The organism is Mesorhizobium sp. WSM2240, from assembly GCF_040438645.1.
GTDB lineage: Bacteria > Pseudomonadota > Alphaproteobacteria > Rhizobiales > Rhizobiaceae > Allomesorhizobium.
The window spans coordinates 261,676-278,058 of record NZ_CP159256.1; the positions used below are offsets into that span (position 1 = coordinate 261,676).

The window sequence follows — 16,383 nt, forward strand, 5'->3', positions numbered from 1 at the left end:
GGCTGCAGAAGACCACACCGCTATCGCCGGTACGCCGCCGATCAGGGTTCAATAAATCCACTGGCAAAGAGACGCAGGTCGTAAGCCTCAGGATCCCTACGGAAATCAACGCGCCCAGCGTTCGGATTTCTGTGGGATATAGTCGAGCGTAGCTACTGCTCTCCTCGACGACATCGCCGCTGTTGCGGAGCTCACCTTTGATCTCGACAGAAGCAACCGACTTTCCCGCGCTGTTTGCGGGCGGCGAACTCGACCACGTAAACGCCCTGTGTGGCCGCGATCTCGAGCGGCCACACAATGATCTCGGCGGTCCCGTTGCGCCCACTCAAGCCGTCGATCACAAGATAGCTGAGCACTGCGAGCAGAGCTACGCAGCTTATTCCCGCCACGATCCACTCTGTGACTGAAGTCCCCGGTTTCCGTGTTATGCCATCTTTTTCGGATTGCTGCTCTGTTGCTTGTTGCTCTTTGCGGACATTTTTGTCACAGGATGAGCGTTGCCACCGCCGCCCCGAGTGCGCCTGGGAACGAGAGAACCACGACCGCACTAAGTGTCTCCGAAAAGCTGGCGCCATCGGTCCTGCCGAAGGTCCCAAGGAATATAGAGGTTCACAAGCATCACCAGGACATAGCCTACTATAGAATAACGAAAGAGGATGCTGAGGAACACAGCGCCTGGCTCCGAACTGTGTGTGTCGCGAAATTCGAATTCATAGACGAATGCGTGCATGAGAGCGATGGTTATCAACACCAGGGCGATTTCCTGCCAAGGGTCCCTCTTGTACGCGATCAGGACGATCTCTTCCGTTGGTGCGCTCGCCCTTAAATGTGCCAGCCAAGGGGTTACGGCGGTTGTATTTGAAGCTGGAGGCAGCGAAGGCGTCAACCGCAACAATACGGCCCTCGGTGCGGTTGTCCGGCCCGGAGACGACTTCCGTCACTTCCCCGGGACAGAGTCCCGTTTTCTGAGCTATGGCTGCGTGGCTGCCATGCGCCGTGACGCAAGGTCAACCAGCAACGCCTGAGGCACTTTCTTAATGGCAGTAGACACTTTGGATCTCCATTTGGTGTCCGTATGACCATTTTCGGGATTTAACCGTTCAGGCGCGCAAACGACTCTTGATAGCGGCCCTCGCGTTCGGCGAAGCGCTGGAAGTGGACGCGCTCGACGAGAATTTCCTCGGCGTCAGGCTGCTCTTGGAGCAGCACCATGGTCTGCGAAATATAGTCCTCGAGAGGCATGGCGTTGGGGTCGCTGGCCTGCTGCGGGCCCGTCAGTTCGGTCTGGACGTAAGGCGGCACCAGTTCGATGACCTGGACAGACGTGCCGCGCAACTGCACGCGCAGTGTCTGGCTGTACGAGTGAATAGCCGCCTTGGTCGCGCAATAAGTGGGAAAGCCCCCGCGTGGCAGGAACGCCAGCCCCGAGGACACCGTTAGCAAGGCGGCATCCGGCATCGAGATGAGGTGAGGAAGCAGCGCGGTGGTCAGACGAATCGGGCCGAGCAGATTGGTGGTGATCGTTGCTTCTGCCGTGGCCGTGGACCCATCCCGGACCGCTTCGGCACGCATGATGCCGGCGTTGTTAATCAGGACGTTGAGCGAGGGAAAATCCTCGACCACCTGCCGGGAAAAGGCAGTGATCTCGTCCGGATCGTCCACATCGAGCTGAAAAGTATGGATGCCGGGATTGGCGGCTTCTAGATCCTTGAGCTTGTCCCGGTTGCGTCCTGTGACGATGACATTGTTGCCTCTTGCCAGCAAGGCTTCGGCAAGGGCGCGCCCGATGCCGCTTCCGCCGCCGGTGATGAGTATCGTGTTGCCAGTGATGTTCATGTCGGTCTCCTTGGGTATGCGAGCAGCACGGAGATAAAGCCCCTCACGGTCCCGTGCCTGCCCCATCCTCGAAAGAATCTGCCTATTTCTCCAAACTTCATATCTGCGCTACTGTGGAATCAGCCCACGCGGGCGCTATTGAGTGCCTGTTTCTATGGGGAACCGATGATGCTCGACGACCTCTCCCGCAAGGTGCTCGCCTATGCCGATACTCGGAACATTGGCGACGAGCCGAGCGCGACGGATGTTCCGGGTTTGAACGTGTCGCGCCAGAGACGTGCTACCGAGCTGTCCCCGGTCCTTTACGAGCCCATTTTCTGTCTGGTCCTGCAGGGTGCAAAACAGGCACTTCAGGGACGGCGGATGGTGGATTTTCCGAAGGGGCACTCGGTCATCGTGGGCATCGACCTTCCCACGGACGCCCGCGTCGTCGAGGCGTCGCCAGAGCGGCCCTACGTTGCATTGGCGCTCAAGCTCGACATGGGCCTCATTCGGGAACTGTCAGCCGAAGCGGGAGCGGATGAGGGAACGGGCCGGGAGGTGGCGGCAATATCGGCGGCGGAGGCGGACGAAGCGATCATCGACGCAATGGGGCGGCTCTTCGCACTTGTCGAAAAACCTACGGCGCTGCCGGTGCTTCATCCGCTGCTCATGCGTGAAATCCACTATTGGCTGCTTTGTGCCGACCACGGGTCGCTGCTGCGGACGCTGGCGCAGGCCGACAGCCATGCGTCACGGATTGCCGATGCGATCGGCACCATCCGCAACAATTTTGAACAGCCGCTTTTGGTGGCTGACCTGGCCAGTTCGGTGGGCATGAGCGTTTCAGCCTTCCATTTCCACTTCAAGGCAATTACCGGCGCGACTCCGCTCCAGTACCAGAAGCGCCTGCGGCTGATCGAGGCGAAACGGCTCATGCAGGCCGAGCGGCAATCGGTCTCCAGCGCAGCGTTCAGTGTCGGCTACGAAAGTCCCACTCAATTCTCGCGGGAATATGCACGGATGTTCGGGCTTCCGCCGGTCAGGCATGCGCGCGTACCGGCGCCCGCCCCAGCCCCGGAATATGAAAGCCCAGGGTGGATGTAACGGGCCGTGGCGGCAGCTTATCGCTGAACCTGACCCGAAACCGGACCAACCACTTTAGCACACTTGCCAGGGAGGAATTGCGCCACAAGCGGACCTTTGCACGTGAAATTCGCAGGATAAAAAGACCAGAAATCAAGGCTGCCGCCATGGTGCATAATCTGCCGGGCGGGGCCACCCGGGCCTTATTTCAGCTATCGACTACCGGTCGGGGACGTCCGAGCAGCAAGAGAATCTATACCTCTCGCCAACGCACGATCTTGCGGTTGCTCGCCTAAAGGGTCGAGTAGAGCCGGTTGCCGTAGTGTGCACCTGCGGCTAGACGAACAGGTCACCTTGGATTTAAGCGGCTTTGGTCGGTTCTAGGGCAACGCTTCACTTGATGGTGGGACTTCCCGGTAGCGGTAAGACGACCCCGGCTCGAAACTCTCCTCGATGATCCGCAGCTTTGCTTCCGTCGACCAATGCGACGGCGGGCGACGCCGGTGATCACCTCGATGCGCTGATAGTCCTCGGACATAAGCCTATCCTCAAGCCTGTGCTTGAGCCTTTCTGCTTATGCCGGGTGTCCGATCGAAATGGGGGGCAATTCACACCCTAGGAGCACTCTCTCTTTCTATGTGTGCAAGGAAGATCGGCGGTACGCGGCCGGGAAACGCGCTGTTCGTGCCGCCTCCGCGCCATCGGAACTGCTTCACACAACCACTGCCGACAATTATGGTCAGTCAGTTGCTTGTTCCGTGATGCTGGTACGCAAGGCTCCGTTAACCGTAAGCCCATAGCTTCTTGCCGAGGCGGATTAAGAAAAGGGGCTTAGGCATGGGTGTGGTTGCATTTCCGTTGTACCGCCGGGGAAAGCTGGTCACAGGCATTGCGGGTGTTCTGCGGGCAATACATGGCGAGGAGGCCAACGTGTTTTGGCGCGAGACTGCCAAGACGCTCGCGCAGCAGCTTGTCGCCGCTGGCGTAGAGTACGGCGCCGCTCGGGACGAAATTCGCACTCTCCTGCGCGTTGTCCTTGCGGAGCTTCAGACCGGAATGAGCGCGCGCGCGGATCGGTAGTGTCTTTAGCGTCGTTTCAACTGGGTATGTACGAAGAGGCGGTAGCGTTGCTTGCTGCGCAGGGCAGGTGGGGATGGCCGTCACCAGCTCACGCTTTGCGCGGTTCAGCATCGCGTTGCCGGGATTGCCGCTGGCGCTCCTGATTGCGGTTGGGAAGGGCTTCGGACGCCCATCAGCGAAACCAGGCCAGCAGACGGATGCTCAGCAGCAATGTGAGGGGCGCACTTTCGAGGTGAGCCGATTGCACAGATAACGAGCGTGGGCCTGAAGTCGCAACAAAGGCGGAGTGGGCGGGGCGGGGACTCGTGAAAAGTGATCCACCGGCATCGGATTCCGTCCGAGCAGCTGACGAAATAGTCTGCGTGCTTCAAGTTTCGGTTATAGCGGGCGTGTCATGTACCTCTAATAGCTGCGCTTTCGCCGTCCAGGCTCGAATCATTGCGAAGGTTTGCGATGAATGAAATGATGGCCGGAAAGCGGCATTCCTGCCCGCATTGATCAGGGATTTTCACGGTGGTATTCTGCGCCTTCCACCAAGTTCTAGCCGGTACGAGAATGGGCAAATACCGAAATCATCGCGAGCCGCGGCACCAACGCCTTCAGCACGATGCAACCGACGATCACACTCAAGAGCCAACCTATTTCCAACGTCAGACTTCAGCAAACTCAGCTTCTGCGGACATTGCTGCCGAGGTGCTTTGGTTCAACGCTCAGAAGGGTTTTGGCTTCGTCAAATTGGCGGACGGGTCTGAAGCCTACTTGCATATATCGAAATTGCAGGCCTCCGGACATGCCGCTGTTCACGAAGGGGCGTACCTTCGGGTCAGAATCGAGGCAGGCCCAAAAGGCCCACAGGTTGCGCAAGTGCTCACGGTCAGTGGCGGCACGAAGCGTTCGTCAGACACTGGACGCCGCGATGGGCGTGTTGCGCCTAAGGGCGCCACGCGGGCGGAGGTGCCGGAGCAGGAGAGCGCCGGCGCTGTCAAGTGGTACAATGCCACCAAGGGGTTCGGCTTCATCAGTCTTGAAGATAGCGGCAGGGATGTATTCGTTCATGCAACTGCTTTGACGGGCTCTGGTCTAATAGGGCTGGACGAGGGTCAGAAAGTCATTGTCAGGTATGCTCAGGGTCAGAAGGGGCTTGAGGCGCGAACTATTCATCCCGCCTAGCGAAGCGGTCCAAGGGCTCGTGGCGCCAAGGTATCAATCTGGATTGGTCGCCTGCCAGTCATATCTCTATATCTCTAAATATCGGTGGAACACCTTTCAAACCCCACGTCCGGGACGAGGAAGCCATTCGGAGCGAATACGGCGGGCTCAGTTCACCGGATATGTGTAAGCTCACCGCAGGCTTCTTTTCTCACCTCTTTCCGCAGGTTTTGGAAGCGGCGATGAGTGACGGGGCTTCGGTTCAGAGATGGAACGAAACCCTGCAGGCGCAGATTGACGCAACGGGAAACTCCAAACGAACTTTACGTTGAATCACTGATCACAGAATTCGGCGTTCGTCTTCTCCGCAATTATTCAGGGGTGAAAAAGCAGCTTCCGACTATTAGAGGCGGGCTCTCCGCTCACAGCGCAAATACGGTTCAGGAGTTCCTGGACGAGATTTTCTCCGGCAAATTGGCAGTCGCCGAGCTGGCGGCCGTCTCCGGTCTTTCGCCGCGCCGTTTCATTCAGGCATTCACCAAGACATTTGCGAGCCGCCACACGAATATCTCTTTCGCCTACCTATACGCTTCGCCGAAGGAGCTGCTGGTCAAAGGCAATTTGGCGATCGCGGAAGTTGCCTATGTCAGCGGATTTTCAAGCGAGTGCCACCTGACTGCCGCGATGAAAAAGTACAAGCGCACAATGCCAGCGCAGGTGCGACTGAAACGATAGCCGCTGTGAACTTGATAATTGCCGGTCGCGGGAATGCCTGGAGGCGATCAAGTCATCGTGGGCGTCAGCATTGAATCCCACTGCAACTTTCGCCAGCAAAGCTGGCTCGCCGAATGCGTAAGCTACGCCGCATTTCGCGGCCGTGCCCACTTTTGATTGCGATCATCCCTCCACTTGATAGGCTCCCGGATTGATCGGGAAGACGCGCTGCCGGGGGCAATGCATCCGGCGGCCGCGGCGCCTGCAGGGGCAGAGGGGGAGGGGAGGTTTCCTGACGGGATTGGAGGTCCAGGGAGAGTCTCCGGACCGCCCGTCATGGAGAACTTGACCATGGCAAGGGCCATTCAGAAGATCGCAATGAATGCTGCAGAAAACATTCCCTACGACATGCTTGTTTTGTCGCAGAAGAATGTCCGGCGCGTGAAGGACGGCGTTTCCATCGAGCAGCTCGCCGAGGACATCGGCCGCCGAAACCTCCTTCAGAGCCTGAACGTCCGTCCCGTCATCGAGGAAAGTGGAGAGGAGGCCGGAAGGTTTGAGGTACCCGCCGGCGGCCGTCGCTACCTCGCGCTCGGCGTACTCATCAAGCAAAAGCGCCTGGCTAAGAACGAGCCGATTCCCTGCATCGTAAATCGCAGCAGCGCAACCTCCGCCGAAGAGGACTCGCTGGCCGAGAACGTCCATCGTGAGCAGTTGCATCCGCTCGACCAGTTTCGGGCGTTCAAGACCCTGAGCGATCAGGGCCTCGACGTTGAGGAGATCGCAGCCCGCTTCTTCGTGACACCAGCGACGGTGAAGCAGCGGCTGAAGCTCGCGTCCGTTTCGCCGATGCTGCTCGATTTGTACGAGCAGGACGAGATGAAGCTCGAGCAGATCATGGCGTTCTCGATTTCCGACGACCACGCGCGTCAGGAACAAGTTTGGGAGCGGGTCTCTAGCTCGCACATGCAGGAGCCTTACTACATCAAGCGGCTGCTGACCGAGACCACCGTTCGTGCTGACGATCGGCGGGCTGTCTATGTCGGGTCCGAGGCGTATGAGGCGGCCGGCGGCATCATCCTGCGCGACCTGTTCGAGCAGGACGCCGGGGGCTGGTTTCAAGACGCGGCCCTTCTCGAGCAGCTCGTCTTCGACAAGCTGAAGGTTGATGCGGAGACAATCCGTGGCGAAGGCTGGAAGTGGGTCGAGGCGGCGATCAGCTTCCCATACGGTCACGCGTCTGGTCTGCGGCGGATCTATGGCGCGCCGCAGGAGCTGAGAGCCGAGGAGATCCAACGCTATGACACGCTCAAGGCTGAGTATGACAAGCTTGACGCCGAATATGCCGAGGCCGAGGATTACGACGAGCAGGTCGAGAATAGATTGGAGCAGCTTGGTGCTGAGATCGATGTGTTCAATGATCGGCCCTACGTCTACGATGCCGAACAAATAGGGCGCGCAGGCGTTTTCGTGACGCTCGCAGCGAACGGCCAGCTTCAGCTCGAGCGCGGCTTTGTTCGTCCCGAGGATGAACCACGCGTCGATACCGAAGGCGCCGAGGATGAGGGTGGCCACCTCCGCCACAATGACGGCGGCGCCAACGTCGACGGAAACATCTCAAACGATACCTCCGACGGTGATGAGGTCGACGAAGGGGAGATCAAGCCACTTCCTGACCGCCTTGTCTACGACCTGACCGCGCAGCGGACGCTGGCAATGCGCAACGCACTCGCCGGCGATGCCGACGTGGCCTTCGTCACAGCACTTCATGCCTTCGTGTTGCAGGTGTTCCACCGCTTCGCCTCCGATACCTGCCTCGAGATCAGTGTGAAGAACAGCAGCTTCCCGCAGGTCCTGGGACTCGGCGAAACGCCTTGGGCCAAGGAGATTGCCGAGCGCCACGAAGCCTGGGACCGCGATCTTCCCGGCGAGGAACACAGTCTGTGGCAGTTTCTGCTCAACCTCGACGAAGCCAGCGGCAAGGCGCTTTTCGCGCACTGCGTCTCGCTATCGCTCAACGCGGTGCTTGAGCCTTGGGGCAGGCGGTCGCGTGCGCTCGCCCATGCTGACGTGCTCGCCGGCACGCTTGGCTTCGACATGGTTTCCGCCGGCTGGACACCGACCGTCGACAACTATCTCGGCAAGGTGACCAAGGCGCGCATCCTCGGAGCGGTTCACGAAGCTCGTGGCGAAGAATCCGTACAGCTGATCGATCACTTGAAGAAGCAGGATATGGCCCGCGAGGCCGCTCGCCTCCTCGAAGGATCGAATTGGCTGCCGGAACCGCTTCGCAATCCAGACGATGCGGCATCGGATGTCAATGTTCCCGTCGGCACCGCTGCTGATGCAGAGGAAAAGGCCGATCTGCCCGCCTTCCTCGTCGAGGAAGCAGGCGTCACAGAGTCGATCGCCACAGCCGCCGAATAAGCCTCAGTCGAAAAATTCGCAAAGAGCCTGGCGGTGACGCCAGGCTCTTTCCGTTCATGGACGCAGACACGCAGGCCAGCGCGTCACATCTACGACACGGCGCACTGGCCGCCGGCACAGTTCGAAGGAGCAAAACGGCTGCTTTTCAAAGCTTAGAGGAATGATGTCGGGGCTCCTGATCCGGAAGGGCCCTAACTTTGAGCGGAGGGCGCGGTAACACCGGCATATGTCGCTTTCGTATCCCCGCATTTACCCCCGGCGCGCAAGCGAAAACGACCAGCACGGACCTTCACAGTCGATGGCGACCTTAGCTTCGAATCATCGAACGCCCTCGATCGGCATTTTCGCGCGTTGCGCAATATCGGCGATTACTCCATCTGGCAGCCAGTCTCCCGATGCAGGGCGCAGCCGCCGCGTCACCGCCTCAGCAGGCACGGAGAAGCGCAGGAAGAGCGAGAGGGCGGAGCGGCGTGCCGCGACAGGTCGACGGCTTGGAGAGAGGCTCCCGGCACCTGTCGCGGAGTGAAATTCATGACTGAAATGGAAATTCAGGCTCCCATGCGGAGCGCGCGCACCGGCTACAAGGTGGATGTGCGACGCGGCCAACGGATCGGACGCGTATCCTCGGAATGGTTCAACCGCCCGGCCGACGAACGCTTTTTGTCCTTAGCGGAACTCCAGAACTCGGTGAAAACCCGATCCGAGCGAAGCCGCACCCGGATATTGGAGAGCGGAGCGATCCGTGTCGAAGCCAGCCGCGACGACGCCGAACGGCTGACGCTCATGCTGGCAGGCGCGGATGAACCCGTTGCGCCGACCCACTGGAGCTTCGGGCAACTGGCCAGCCTGGTTGGCGCTCCGGCCGCCTATCTGCGCCAGCTGCCGGCTCCGCTCGCCGGCATCAATCTCCAATACGGACTCACAACGCACCGAGTCGAACAGGTGAAGACCTTGGAGATCGAAGAGGGCCGAGTCGAGCTGCGTGCCATCACCGGCCCGGACTATGGCCGCATTTTCGACCACGAATTGGTCGAGGCCGTGGAGCGCATTGCCGGTAACGGCACAGGCGATACCCGATGGAAGGTGCCTGGCGTTCTCGATTGGTCGACACGGATCTACAACCCGCACACCGTCATCACGAGGGACACGACGACGCTCTATGCATCCGATCGCGACATCTTCCTCTTTTTGGTCGACGACCTCAATCCGATCGAAGCCGGTAGGCTGGCGGATGGCTCCCCCGACCTCTATTTCCGGGGGTTCTACTGTTGGAACTCGGAAGTCGGTGCCCGCACGCTCGGAATCGCCAGCTTCTATCTCCGTGCCGTATGCCAGAACCGCAATCTCTGGGGCGTGGAAGATTTCGAGGAGATTACCATTCGGCACTCCAAATACGCCGCCTCGCGTTTCGCATCCGAGGCGGAACCGGCCCTGATCCAGTTCGCCGACTCCTCGCCCATGCCGTTTGTTAACGGCATCAGGGCGGCGCGGGAGCGGATCGTCGCCCGCAATGACGAAGACCGAACAGCGTTCCTCCGCAAACGTGGCTTCTCGAAAGCCGAGGCCATGAAGATCATCGAGACCGTCCTGGTCGAGGAAGGTCGTCCCCCGGAAAGCGTCTTCGACTTTGTACAAGGCATTACGCGCTTCGCGCGAGACAAGCCGCATCAGGATGCGCGGTTGGACATAGAGGGCAAGGCGAAGAAGCTCCTCGATCTCGCAGCCTGATCCCCGCAGCGCCGGCGACGCGGGCACTCGCTTCTCCGGCGTCGTGCTGTTCCTTCCTCTACGGCCACGTCGTCCGGGGCGAGAGCAGCACACGCTGAGTAGAGGGCACCGTCTGCTGAAGTATCTTCAGCGCACAGTCCCGGGTTCCGGTCATCTACTGATGGCGGAAGCCATGCCGTTCCAATCCATGAAATTTGCACCGCGATCTGTTCCGAGACGCGCCCGCTAACAATAGCAAGGCGCCTGTCATTGAGCGCGGAAGTATGGCGGAACCTTATCTCTTGTCGCGCAGAACCTTGGGCAGCCGCAGCTTCCAACGTTCTCCTCGCGGCAAGGCCCGCTCGGGCCGCCGTCGAACTCGCGCTGCTCGCCGCGGGGTTCGGTCATCGGTCGGCGTTTCGACCCGTTCAACTTCATCTGCGACACCGGCTTCGTGCGTTTCGGGGCACCTGTCGGCTTCGCCAGCTGCTTCTGCGACGGGCGGTGCAATCCCTCCGTCCAGCGCCGAGGGCCGCCTGTCGCCGGGTGGCGCCGCAACTGCCGGTTCAGCGGTGGAAGGCGTCGCTATCGCCTCGCCGGCGATAGCCGACAAGTCCACATCGCCCCAGATCGAGCGGTTCTGCCTCACCGCGCGCTTCCGCTTGAGCTCCACGACAAACGGTCGGGTCTTCTGCCTCATGGTCTTTCCTTTGATGAGAACCGATCCGCTCAACGGATCTCTGTGGCCGTGTACTTCGGCCGCGCCTCACCGTCTATCCCGGAGTTTTGCGCCAGGATCAACCGCCGGCGAGCAAGCCAGATATCGAGGGGTTCGCCCTGGAACTCGCTCGAGAGACCGGGCACATCGCCCAGCATTCCAACCTCGACCGGCACGACGAACAGCCGGACACCATCGCTCTGCGACGGTTCTCTCAAGAGCCGCAGCATGCTCAACTTGAAATCCAGACGACGTTCGCCGCTCTCCATTGCGGCATGATCGAAGTCACTTGCCTCGATGTCCAACGCATCGTGCGAATCCGTCTCGCCTAACCGATTCACAGTGTTGATGATTGTCCCGAAAAACCGCATTGCACGCTCATGGCAGCGGTGGCATGTCGCCGTCACCTACGCGCCACATCCAAGTATCCATCTCCGGTCGCCCGGCGATCATGTCCTGAAGATTGGCCTCGAATATTTCATCCGTTTCTGCCGGGACGATGTAGAGCGCAACCGGGCTCTCCCTGTTCTGCAACAGCACATTAGCGATCGGCTGTTGGGGCTGAAGGTTGTAACGTAAGCCCTTCACGCTCTTTTCCCGCATTCTGGCGAGGCTATCGACCAGTCTTTTCTCCTGGATCGATTCGTAAGGGATCCAGTTCTCGGTGACGACCATCAGCGCGATCTCCTCGATGACGGCCAATCCCGCTGGGTTGAGCCCGAACGTGGCCACCGCGACGAGGTGGGAAGCCTGGTCTGCCGCCCAAAGCGAAAACTCCCCTTCGAACCGCGCCTGCAGCCGACGATGTAGGCCATCATCCAGTAGGAAGGGAAAGCCGGGCAGGTGTTTGACCACGAGCTTCTGGCCCAATCGCGTCGTCGCGAACTCCTTCACCTCACCAACGAGCACCATCAGCTTGCGTGGTCCTGATTTCGGCGGGAGTGCCGGGGCAAGGGCAGCACTCCGGCGTTGCTCGATCGCGTCCTTGTTGTCGGCCCGAAACGGTTCGGGCACGAAAAGCACGTCCGAGAGAAGCCCGCCCTTGACAATCATCTGCTTTGCAGCCTCGAGAAGGTGCCATCGGACTGTCCACCAATGCCGCTTGCCGCTCCATCGTGAGGTCCACACAGTCAGCTCGGCTTCGTGCCAGAGATAGTGCAGCAAGCCCCGCAGCGACAACTTCCTCGGGTCTCCCGACACCCTGACGGAACGTTCACCCGTCGGTGCAGGCGCTGCTCGGCGTCCTGTCTTCGACAAGTTGAACTCCAGCTTCAGCGCGGCCATACCGCTTTGCGCATTGAGTTGGATCGCGCTGCCCATCAGCGCGCCGAGGCCGGAGAGTTCGCAAGGCGTTTCATAGGAGTCGCAGGCCGGATCATGTCCGTCGCCGCTGAGTGGCATGCGCTTGACGACATAAAGTTCGCCAATCTGCGCAATGTACATGGGGCAGCCTGGCTCTCGACACAGGCATAGCGGACGTTCCCTGCGCGCGTATGCGCCCGCCAGCGCCGCCTGCAGATCCCGCCCTTCATCTTCATAGACGCCTCCGCCGATCCTGAACCGCCGCATCACCTCCATCGCTCCAGATCGCCGCCGCATTCCTGAGGATTGAGTCACGAGATTCTCCGTGAATCAACCCATCGCTGCTAGGGCTCGAACTTCGCTTGGACCTGGAGGTCAAACAGATCACGCCGGGGGCATTGCCCGCCGTGGAAAGCCACGAATGTCGGCAATAGCGTGAACTTACCTTGCGCCGGCGGTGAGTAATTTCAACCTTGATGGAAAGCAGACATCCCTGACCATCATAGATGGTCAGACGCAAGGACGTCGAACGTTCGCTTTGGGCGACCTTGAACCAGGCGTCAGGTCACGCCGGAGGGAGAGCGGGGCCGGGAGGAGTTCGGCCCGGCGGCGCAGAGAGAGGGTGCCGGCGGGCAGCCCTCTCTCGCTCTCGACAGGAACTCCCATGAACGTTCTCAGTACCGCATCGGCCGCCGGTGCGACCGCCCTTTCCGCACCCGCCCCAGAGCACGCCGACCACATTGAGGCGGTCCTGCGACCCGCAGGCCGCCTTGTTCCTTCCCGCGAATCCGGTTGTCCAATTGGCACGAACGCCCTTCGCACGATCATGGTCGAATACTTCGGCGGCACGAACGCCGAAGGATTCTGGATCTGGAAGGATGCATACGAGGCCCTCGAAGCCGCACAGGTCCTTTTCCTCAAGAAGTTCGGCCCCGCGATCATATCGCGCTCGCAATCACCGCAGGCGGTGTTGGCGATGATGAGAAAAATCGCGCAACTGATACCAACGCATACGCGGCGCTCGGACGAGAGCCGGGCCATGCAGCAGCTCTCCACACCTCTGCCGCTCGCTTTCATCACCGCCCGAGCCGCCGCGATCGTCTCTGCTGACCTCGTGCTCGAGCCCTCCGCCGAAACTGGCCTTCTTGCCGTCCATGCCGAAATTGCCCAAGCCTCACTTGCGCTCAATGAATTTTCGGGGATGCGTGCCGATCTGCTCCGTCTGCTGTTCCCGCGCGTTCCGACCTTTCGCCACGCCGCAGCGAATATCGATGATCATCTCGACGCCATCATTAAGCCCTCCGTCATACTGATGAATCCGCCTTTCACCGTGCCCTGCTCTTGCAGTGGGGTGAAGCACTGCCACCATTTGGGGTTTTCCGGAGAAAGGACTGTCCCGGTGATGTCGGCCAGGCGGCCGCCGGGACGAAGTCGCGCAAAGGCGGAAGAAAGGTGCCGCCACGCCGCATCGGAGACGTGGCCCCCTGACGGAACCGTCGAGCATCGTCTGCGCCTGGTGCGGCCAGCCGATGAGCTGCGCTTCGGTCTCGACGCTTCGGCCGAAACACATTGGCAGCCCACGACACGGGAGATCTTCGCCCAAATGTGGGAAGCCGAGGTGGCGGCGGTCCCCGAGTTCACCACGAGCACCTTCCACGTCGTCACGGGTCTTCTTCTGCCGATCTGGCGAAGGCTGCCGGACGACGATTGCCGCGTCTACCGGATTCAAACCGATTCTGGCGAGCGCATCATCGGCCGGCACATTGCTCCTGCGCTCGTGGCGACCTTGTTTCGCAACCTAGGCCTCGACCATGCTCCGTCTGTGTCCATGGATGAAGCGTGGACCGGCCTTATCGAGGGCCTGATCGGGATGCAGCTCGCGGATGGGCTGAGCCTTCGCCGCAGCCGCGTCATGAACGATTATCGTGTCGAGCTGATCGGCTTCACCAACGCGATGGTTCCACGGCTGAAGGCGCTCGAGCTGATCTCTGAGATCATCTCATGGGAGCTAAGGCTGTTCGTCCCGACCAGTATCGAAGGACCGGCTATTCTGGCCAGGCTCCTCAAGCGCCATGCGCTCATTGCCGTCACCGATCGCGCCGCGACATAAGGGAGCAGGTTGTCATGACCAGCTCTGCTTCCGAGCTGGCGCGCCGCCTCGCCGAGCATGCCGAGGCGGTGTGCCGCGTCTATCTCTCCAACGGCTGCCGCGCCGGGAACCACTGGATCGTCGGAGACGTGCTCAATTCGCACGGCCGCTCCATGCATGTGCGTCTGAAAGAGAACGCCAAGGGATCCGCAGGCAAATGGGTCGACGAGGCGACGGGCGAGCACGGCGATCTTCTCGACGTCATCGGGCACAGCTGCGGCCTGGCGGGGTTTCGCGACGTCGCCGACGAAGCCCGGCGCTTCCTCGCCATGCCGCGCCTAGAATCGGCTAACGCCGAGCGCGAGCCTCCGGCGGTGCGTAGCTCGCCTGATGCTGCGCGCCGCATATTTGCAATGTCGAAGCCGATTGCCGGCACGCTTGCGGAGCGCTACCTCGCCGGCCGAGGCATTCTGCTTGGCGATCACGAGCGCGCCCTTCGTTTCCACCCAGGCTGCTATTATCGGGATTTCGTGACGGGCGAGACAATGAAGCTTCCCGCGCTGATCGCCGCTGTCACCGATCACGATGACCGCGTCACCGGGTTGCAGCGCACCTGGCTCGATCCCGGCGGCGATGGCAAGGCTCATGTCGCTGATCCGCGTCGGTCAATGGGACACCTTCTTGGAAACGGCATCTGGTTGGGACTCGACCCCGGGATGCCTGTCGCGTTCATGGCCGTCGGCGAAGGCCTCGAGACGATGGCCTCGCTCAGGATCGCAATGCCTTCACTGCCGGTGGTCGCCGCCACCTCGGCCAATCACCTCGCGGGCCTGTCCCTCCCGCCGAGCTGCAAGCGCCTGTACATTGCGGCCGACGCGGACGCGGCAGGCCGGCATGGCATTGACCGGCTCGGCCAACGAGCCGGGGAGGCCGGGATTCTCGCGCTGGTGCTTCGCCCGCAGCTCGGCGACTTCAACGACGATCTTCGCCAGTTCGGAGCCGCCCGGCTCGCCGCGTGGTTGCGCGATCAGCTCGTCCCGGAAGATGTCGGCCTTCTTCTGCAGCCTGGCTGAGGGTCGGCAGGGCCGCGGTGCTACCATAAGCGTCGCCACGGGAAGGCAGGCGTGATGGTGTCCCAGCTGAAGAGGCCGCGCCCGCGGCCTGTCTGGGAGCGTCCCCTGCCACGGACCATCCGCGGCCGCAACGGCTGCGCCGTCCTCCGCTTCGCTCCGGCCTTCGGTGCGGCCGCGGCCGGCGCGCGGCCGGGTTGCGCCGTCAGGCCGCGATTGGCGCGGCCGCAACGGACGGAGACACATCATGACCTACGACCTTCCCTTCGACAACGCCTACGAGCACCACGCATCCTCGCAGACCGACCGCGTCATCCTCGAGCTTCAGATGTACGGACACCGTCCGCACCAGGACGAGCCCGACCCGCGGCCGCTGCCGGATGAGACAGCCATCCGGGCGGGTTTGGCGGGGATCTTCGACACCTTCGCCGGCATGGTGGGCGACACCAGGCTGGAGCCTGACCTCGAAGAGCTGCTCTGGTCGACCGTCAACCTCTTCCATCGCGCCGCCGAGCGGGTCACGCGCGAACTCGACCGCAATGAGGATGCCCAGCGCGCGAGCCAGGGCGAGCAGGACGGCTCAGAGGTCAAGTCCGTGGAGCTGGAACGGCTCACCGCCGAGGGCATTACCTTCGTCGAGCGCCGCAACGTCTTTGAGGTCATGCGCGACGAGGCGGCCGACCTGTTCGAGGCGCATACCGGATCGGCCTGGCGCCCCCGCACCGGCTCGAAGGTCAATCATCAAGCGATGACCGCGGCGGTGATCGACAGCCGCGACTTCGTCGCGGCCCGTCGCCGCGCCGAGACCGAGGTGCTCCTTCCCGCCGGCACCAAGATCGCGTTCACCGGCGGCGGCGACTTCAACGATCACGAGCGCATCTGGGGCGCCCTCGACAAGGCTCGCGAGAAGCATTCCGACATGGTGCTGCTCCACGGCGGAAGTCCGCGCGGCGCCGAGCGCATCGCCGCCTGCTGGGCTGAGAGCCGCAAGGTGACGCAGATCGCCTTCAAGCCGGACTGGAACCGGCACGCCAAGGCGGCTCCATTCCGGCGCAACGATCAGATGCTCTCGGTCATGCCGGCCGGCATCATCGTCTTTCCGGGCTCCGGCATCAATGAGAACCTGGCCGACAAGGCGCGCAGGCTGGGCATCCCGGTCTGGCGGTTCACCGAGGACGGCGCGTGAGTGCCGTCCTTCGGTTGAAGCGAAGGAGGCGGGGCCGGGT

The 16,383-nt window shown here is 61.4% G+C and carries 14 protein-coding genes and 1 pseudogene; 10 read left to right on the forward strand and 5 right to left on the reverse strand.

The window, feature by feature from the left end; genetic code table 11:
• Positions 1 to 197: 197 nt before the first annotated feature.
• Positions 198 to 407 carry a hypothetical protein gene (locus ABVK50_RS30925; RefSeq protein WP_353646746.1) on the forward strand — a complete coding sequence of 70 codons (210 nt, stop codon included), beginning with the start codon at positions 198 to 200 and terminating at the stop codon, positions 405 to 407.
• A 76-nt stretch (positions 408 to 483) separates the two neighbouring features.
• Here the strand turns inward: ABVK50_RS30925 and ABVK50_RS30930 are convergent.
• Positions 484 to 817 (reverse strand): annotated as a pseudogene (locus tag ABVK50_RS30930) (DUF2391 family protein); the annotation flags it as partial.
• Positions 818 to 1,092: 275 nt separating this feature from the next.
• On the reverse strand, positions 1,093 to 1,836 hold the full coding sequence (locus ABVK50_RS30935; RefSeq protein WP_353646747.1) for an SDR family oxidoreductase: 744 nt from the start codon (positions 1,834 to 1,836) through the stop codon (positions 1,093 to 1,095).
• Between the two features lie 192 nt (positions 1,837 to 2,028).
• Between ABVK50_RS30935 and ABVK50_RS30940 the strand changes: the two genes are divergently transcribed.
• From ABVK50_RS30940 to ABVK50_RS30965, 6 genes are all read left to right on the forward strand, one after another.
• Positions 2,029 to 2,922 (forward strand): AraC family transcriptional regulator, encoded by an 894-nt coding sequence (locus tag ABVK50_RS30940; RefSeq protein ID WP_353647080.1) that lies wholly within the window; start codon positions 2,029 to 2,031, stop codon positions 2,920 to 2,922.
• A gap of 816 nt (positions 2,923 to 3,738) precedes the next feature.
• Positions 3,739 to 3,981, forward strand: a complete 243-nt coding sequence (locus ABVK50_RS30945) for a DUF6074 family protein (RefSeq protein WP_353646749.1) — start codon at positions 3,739 to 3,741, stop codon at positions 3,979 to 3,981.
• Positions 3,982 to 4,536: 555 nt separating this feature from the next.
• Positions 4,537 to 5,151, forward strand: a complete 615-nt coding sequence (locus ABVK50_RS30950) for a cold-shock protein (protein WP_353646750.1) — start codon at positions 4,537 to 4,539, stop codon at positions 5,149 to 5,151.
• A gap of 273 nt (positions 5,152 to 5,424) precedes the next feature.
• Positions 5,425 to 5,865 (forward strand): AraC family transcriptional regulator, encoded by a 441-nt coding sequence (locus ABVK50_RS30955; protein WP_353646751.1) that lies wholly within the window; start codon positions 5,425 to 5,427, stop codon positions 5,863 to 5,865.
• A 330-nt stretch (positions 5,866 to 6,195) separates the two neighbouring features.
• The gene (locus ABVK50_RS30960) at positions 6,196 to 8,271 is read left to right on the forward strand and encodes a ParB/RepB/Spo0J family partition protein (RefSeq protein ID WP_353646752.1); all 2,076 of its coding nucleotides are present in this window, start codon (positions 6,196 to 6,198) and stop codon (positions 8,269 to 8,271) included.
• 531 nt (positions 8,272 to 8,802) lie between these two features.
• On the forward strand, positions 8,803 to 9,999 hold the full coding sequence (locus tag ABVK50_RS30965; RefSeq protein ID WP_353646753.1) for a DUF932 domain-containing protein: 1,197 nt from the start codon (positions 8,803 to 8,805) through the stop codon (positions 9,997 to 9,999).
• Between the two features lie 274 nt (positions 10,000 to 10,273).
• Here the strand turns inward: ABVK50_RS30965 and ABVK50_RS30970 are convergent, their stop codons facing one another.
• Genes ABVK50_RS30970 through ABVK50_RS30980 form a run of 3 tightly spaced genes read right to left on the reverse strand, consistent with a single transcriptional unit; the run spans position 10,274 to position 12,265 of the window.
• The gene (locus tag ABVK50_RS30970) at positions 10,274 to 10,678 is read right to left on the reverse strand and encodes a hypothetical protein (RefSeq protein WP_353646754.1); all 405 of its coding nucleotides are present in this window, start codon (positions 10,676 to 10,678) and stop codon (positions 10,274 to 10,276) included.
• A 29-nt stretch (positions 10,679 to 10,707) separates the two neighbouring features.
• Positions 10,708 to 11,067 (reverse strand): hypothetical protein, encoded by a 360-nt coding sequence (locus ABVK50_RS30975; RefSeq protein ID WP_353646755.1) that lies wholly within the window; start codon positions 11,065 to 11,067, stop codon positions 10,708 to 10,710.
• Between the two features lie 7 nt (positions 11,068 to 11,074).
• On the reverse strand, positions 11,075 to 12,265 hold the full coding sequence (locus ABVK50_RS30980) for a DUF1173 domain-containing protein (protein WP_353646894.1): 1,191 nt from the start codon (positions 12,263 to 12,265) through the stop codon (positions 11,075 to 11,077).
• Between the two features lie 397 nt (positions 12,266 to 12,662).
• Between ABVK50_RS30980 and ABVK50_RS30985 the strand changes: the two genes are divergently transcribed.
• From ABVK50_RS30985 to ABVK50_RS30995, 3 genes are all read left to right on the forward strand, one after another.
• On the forward strand, positions 12,663 to 14,108 hold the full coding sequence (locus ABVK50_RS30985; protein ID WP_353646756.1) for a hypothetical protein: 1,446 nt from the start codon (positions 12,663 to 12,665) through the stop codon (positions 14,106 to 14,108).
• A 14-nt stretch (positions 14,109 to 14,122) separates the two neighbouring features.
• Positions 14,123 to 15,160: a toprim domain-containing protein gene (locus ABVK50_RS30990; protein ID WP_353646757.1), complete on the forward strand. Its 1,038-nt coding sequence runs from the start codon at positions 14,123 to 14,125 to the stop codon at positions 15,158 to 15,160.
• 244 nt (positions 15,161 to 15,404) lie between these two features.
• On the forward strand, positions 15,405 to 16,343 hold the full coding sequence (locus tag ABVK50_RS30995; RefSeq protein WP_353646758.1) for a DUF2493 domain-containing protein: 939 nt from the start codon (positions 15,405 to 15,407) through the stop codon (positions 16,341 to 16,343).
• The last annotated feature ends 40 nt before the right edge of the window (positions 16,344 to 16,383 follow it).

What these genes read in the sequence shown, in the direction of transcription:
- ABVK50_RS30935 (WP_353646747.1), bottom strand. Translation starts at nt 1,836, where the DNA reads ATGAACATCACTGGCAACACGATACTCATCACCGGCGGCGGAAGCGGC.
- ABVK50_RS30945 (WP_353646749.1), top strand. Translation starts at nt 3,739, where the DNA reads ATGGGTGTGGTTGCATTTCCGTTGTACCGCCGGGGAAAGCTGGTCACA.
- ABVK50_RS30950 (WP_353646750.1), top strand. Translation starts at nt 4,537, where the DNA reads ATGGGCAAATACCGAAATCATCGCGAGCCGCGGCACCAACGCCTTCAG.
- ABVK50_RS30960 (WP_353646752.1), top strand. Translation starts at nt 6,196, where the DNA reads ATGGCAAGGGCCATTCAGAAGATCGCAATGAATGCTGCAGAAAACATT.
- ABVK50_RS30965 (WP_353646753.1), top strand. Translation starts at nt 8,803, where the DNA reads ATGACTGAAATGGAAATTCAGGCTCCCATGCGGAGCGCGCGCACCGGC.
- ABVK50_RS30970 (WP_353646754.1), bottom strand. Translation starts at nt 10,678, where the DNA reads ATGAGGCAGAAGACCCGACCGTTTGTCGTGGAGCTCAAGCGGAAGCGC.
- ABVK50_RS30975 (WP_353646755.1), bottom strand. Translation starts at nt 11,067, where the DNA reads ATGCGGTTTTTCGGGACAATCATCAACACTGTGAATCGGTTAGGCGAG.
- ABVK50_RS30980 (WP_353646894.1), bottom strand. Translation starts at nt 12,265, where the DNA reads ATGCGGCGGTTCAGGATCGGCGGAGGCGTCTATGAAGATGAAGGGCGG.
- ABVK50_RS30985 (WP_353646756.1), top strand. Translation starts at nt 12,663, where the DNA reads ATGAACGTTCTCAGTACCGCATCGGCCGCCGGTGCGACCGCCCTTTCC.
- ABVK50_RS30990 (WP_353646757.1), top strand. Translation starts at nt 14,123, where the DNA reads ATGACCAGCTCTGCTTCCGAGCTGGCGCGCCGCCTCGCCGAGCATGCC.
- ABVK50_RS30995 (WP_353646758.1), top strand. Translation starts at nt 15,405, where the DNA reads ATGACCTACGACCTTCCCTTCGACAACGCCTACGAGCACCACGCATCC.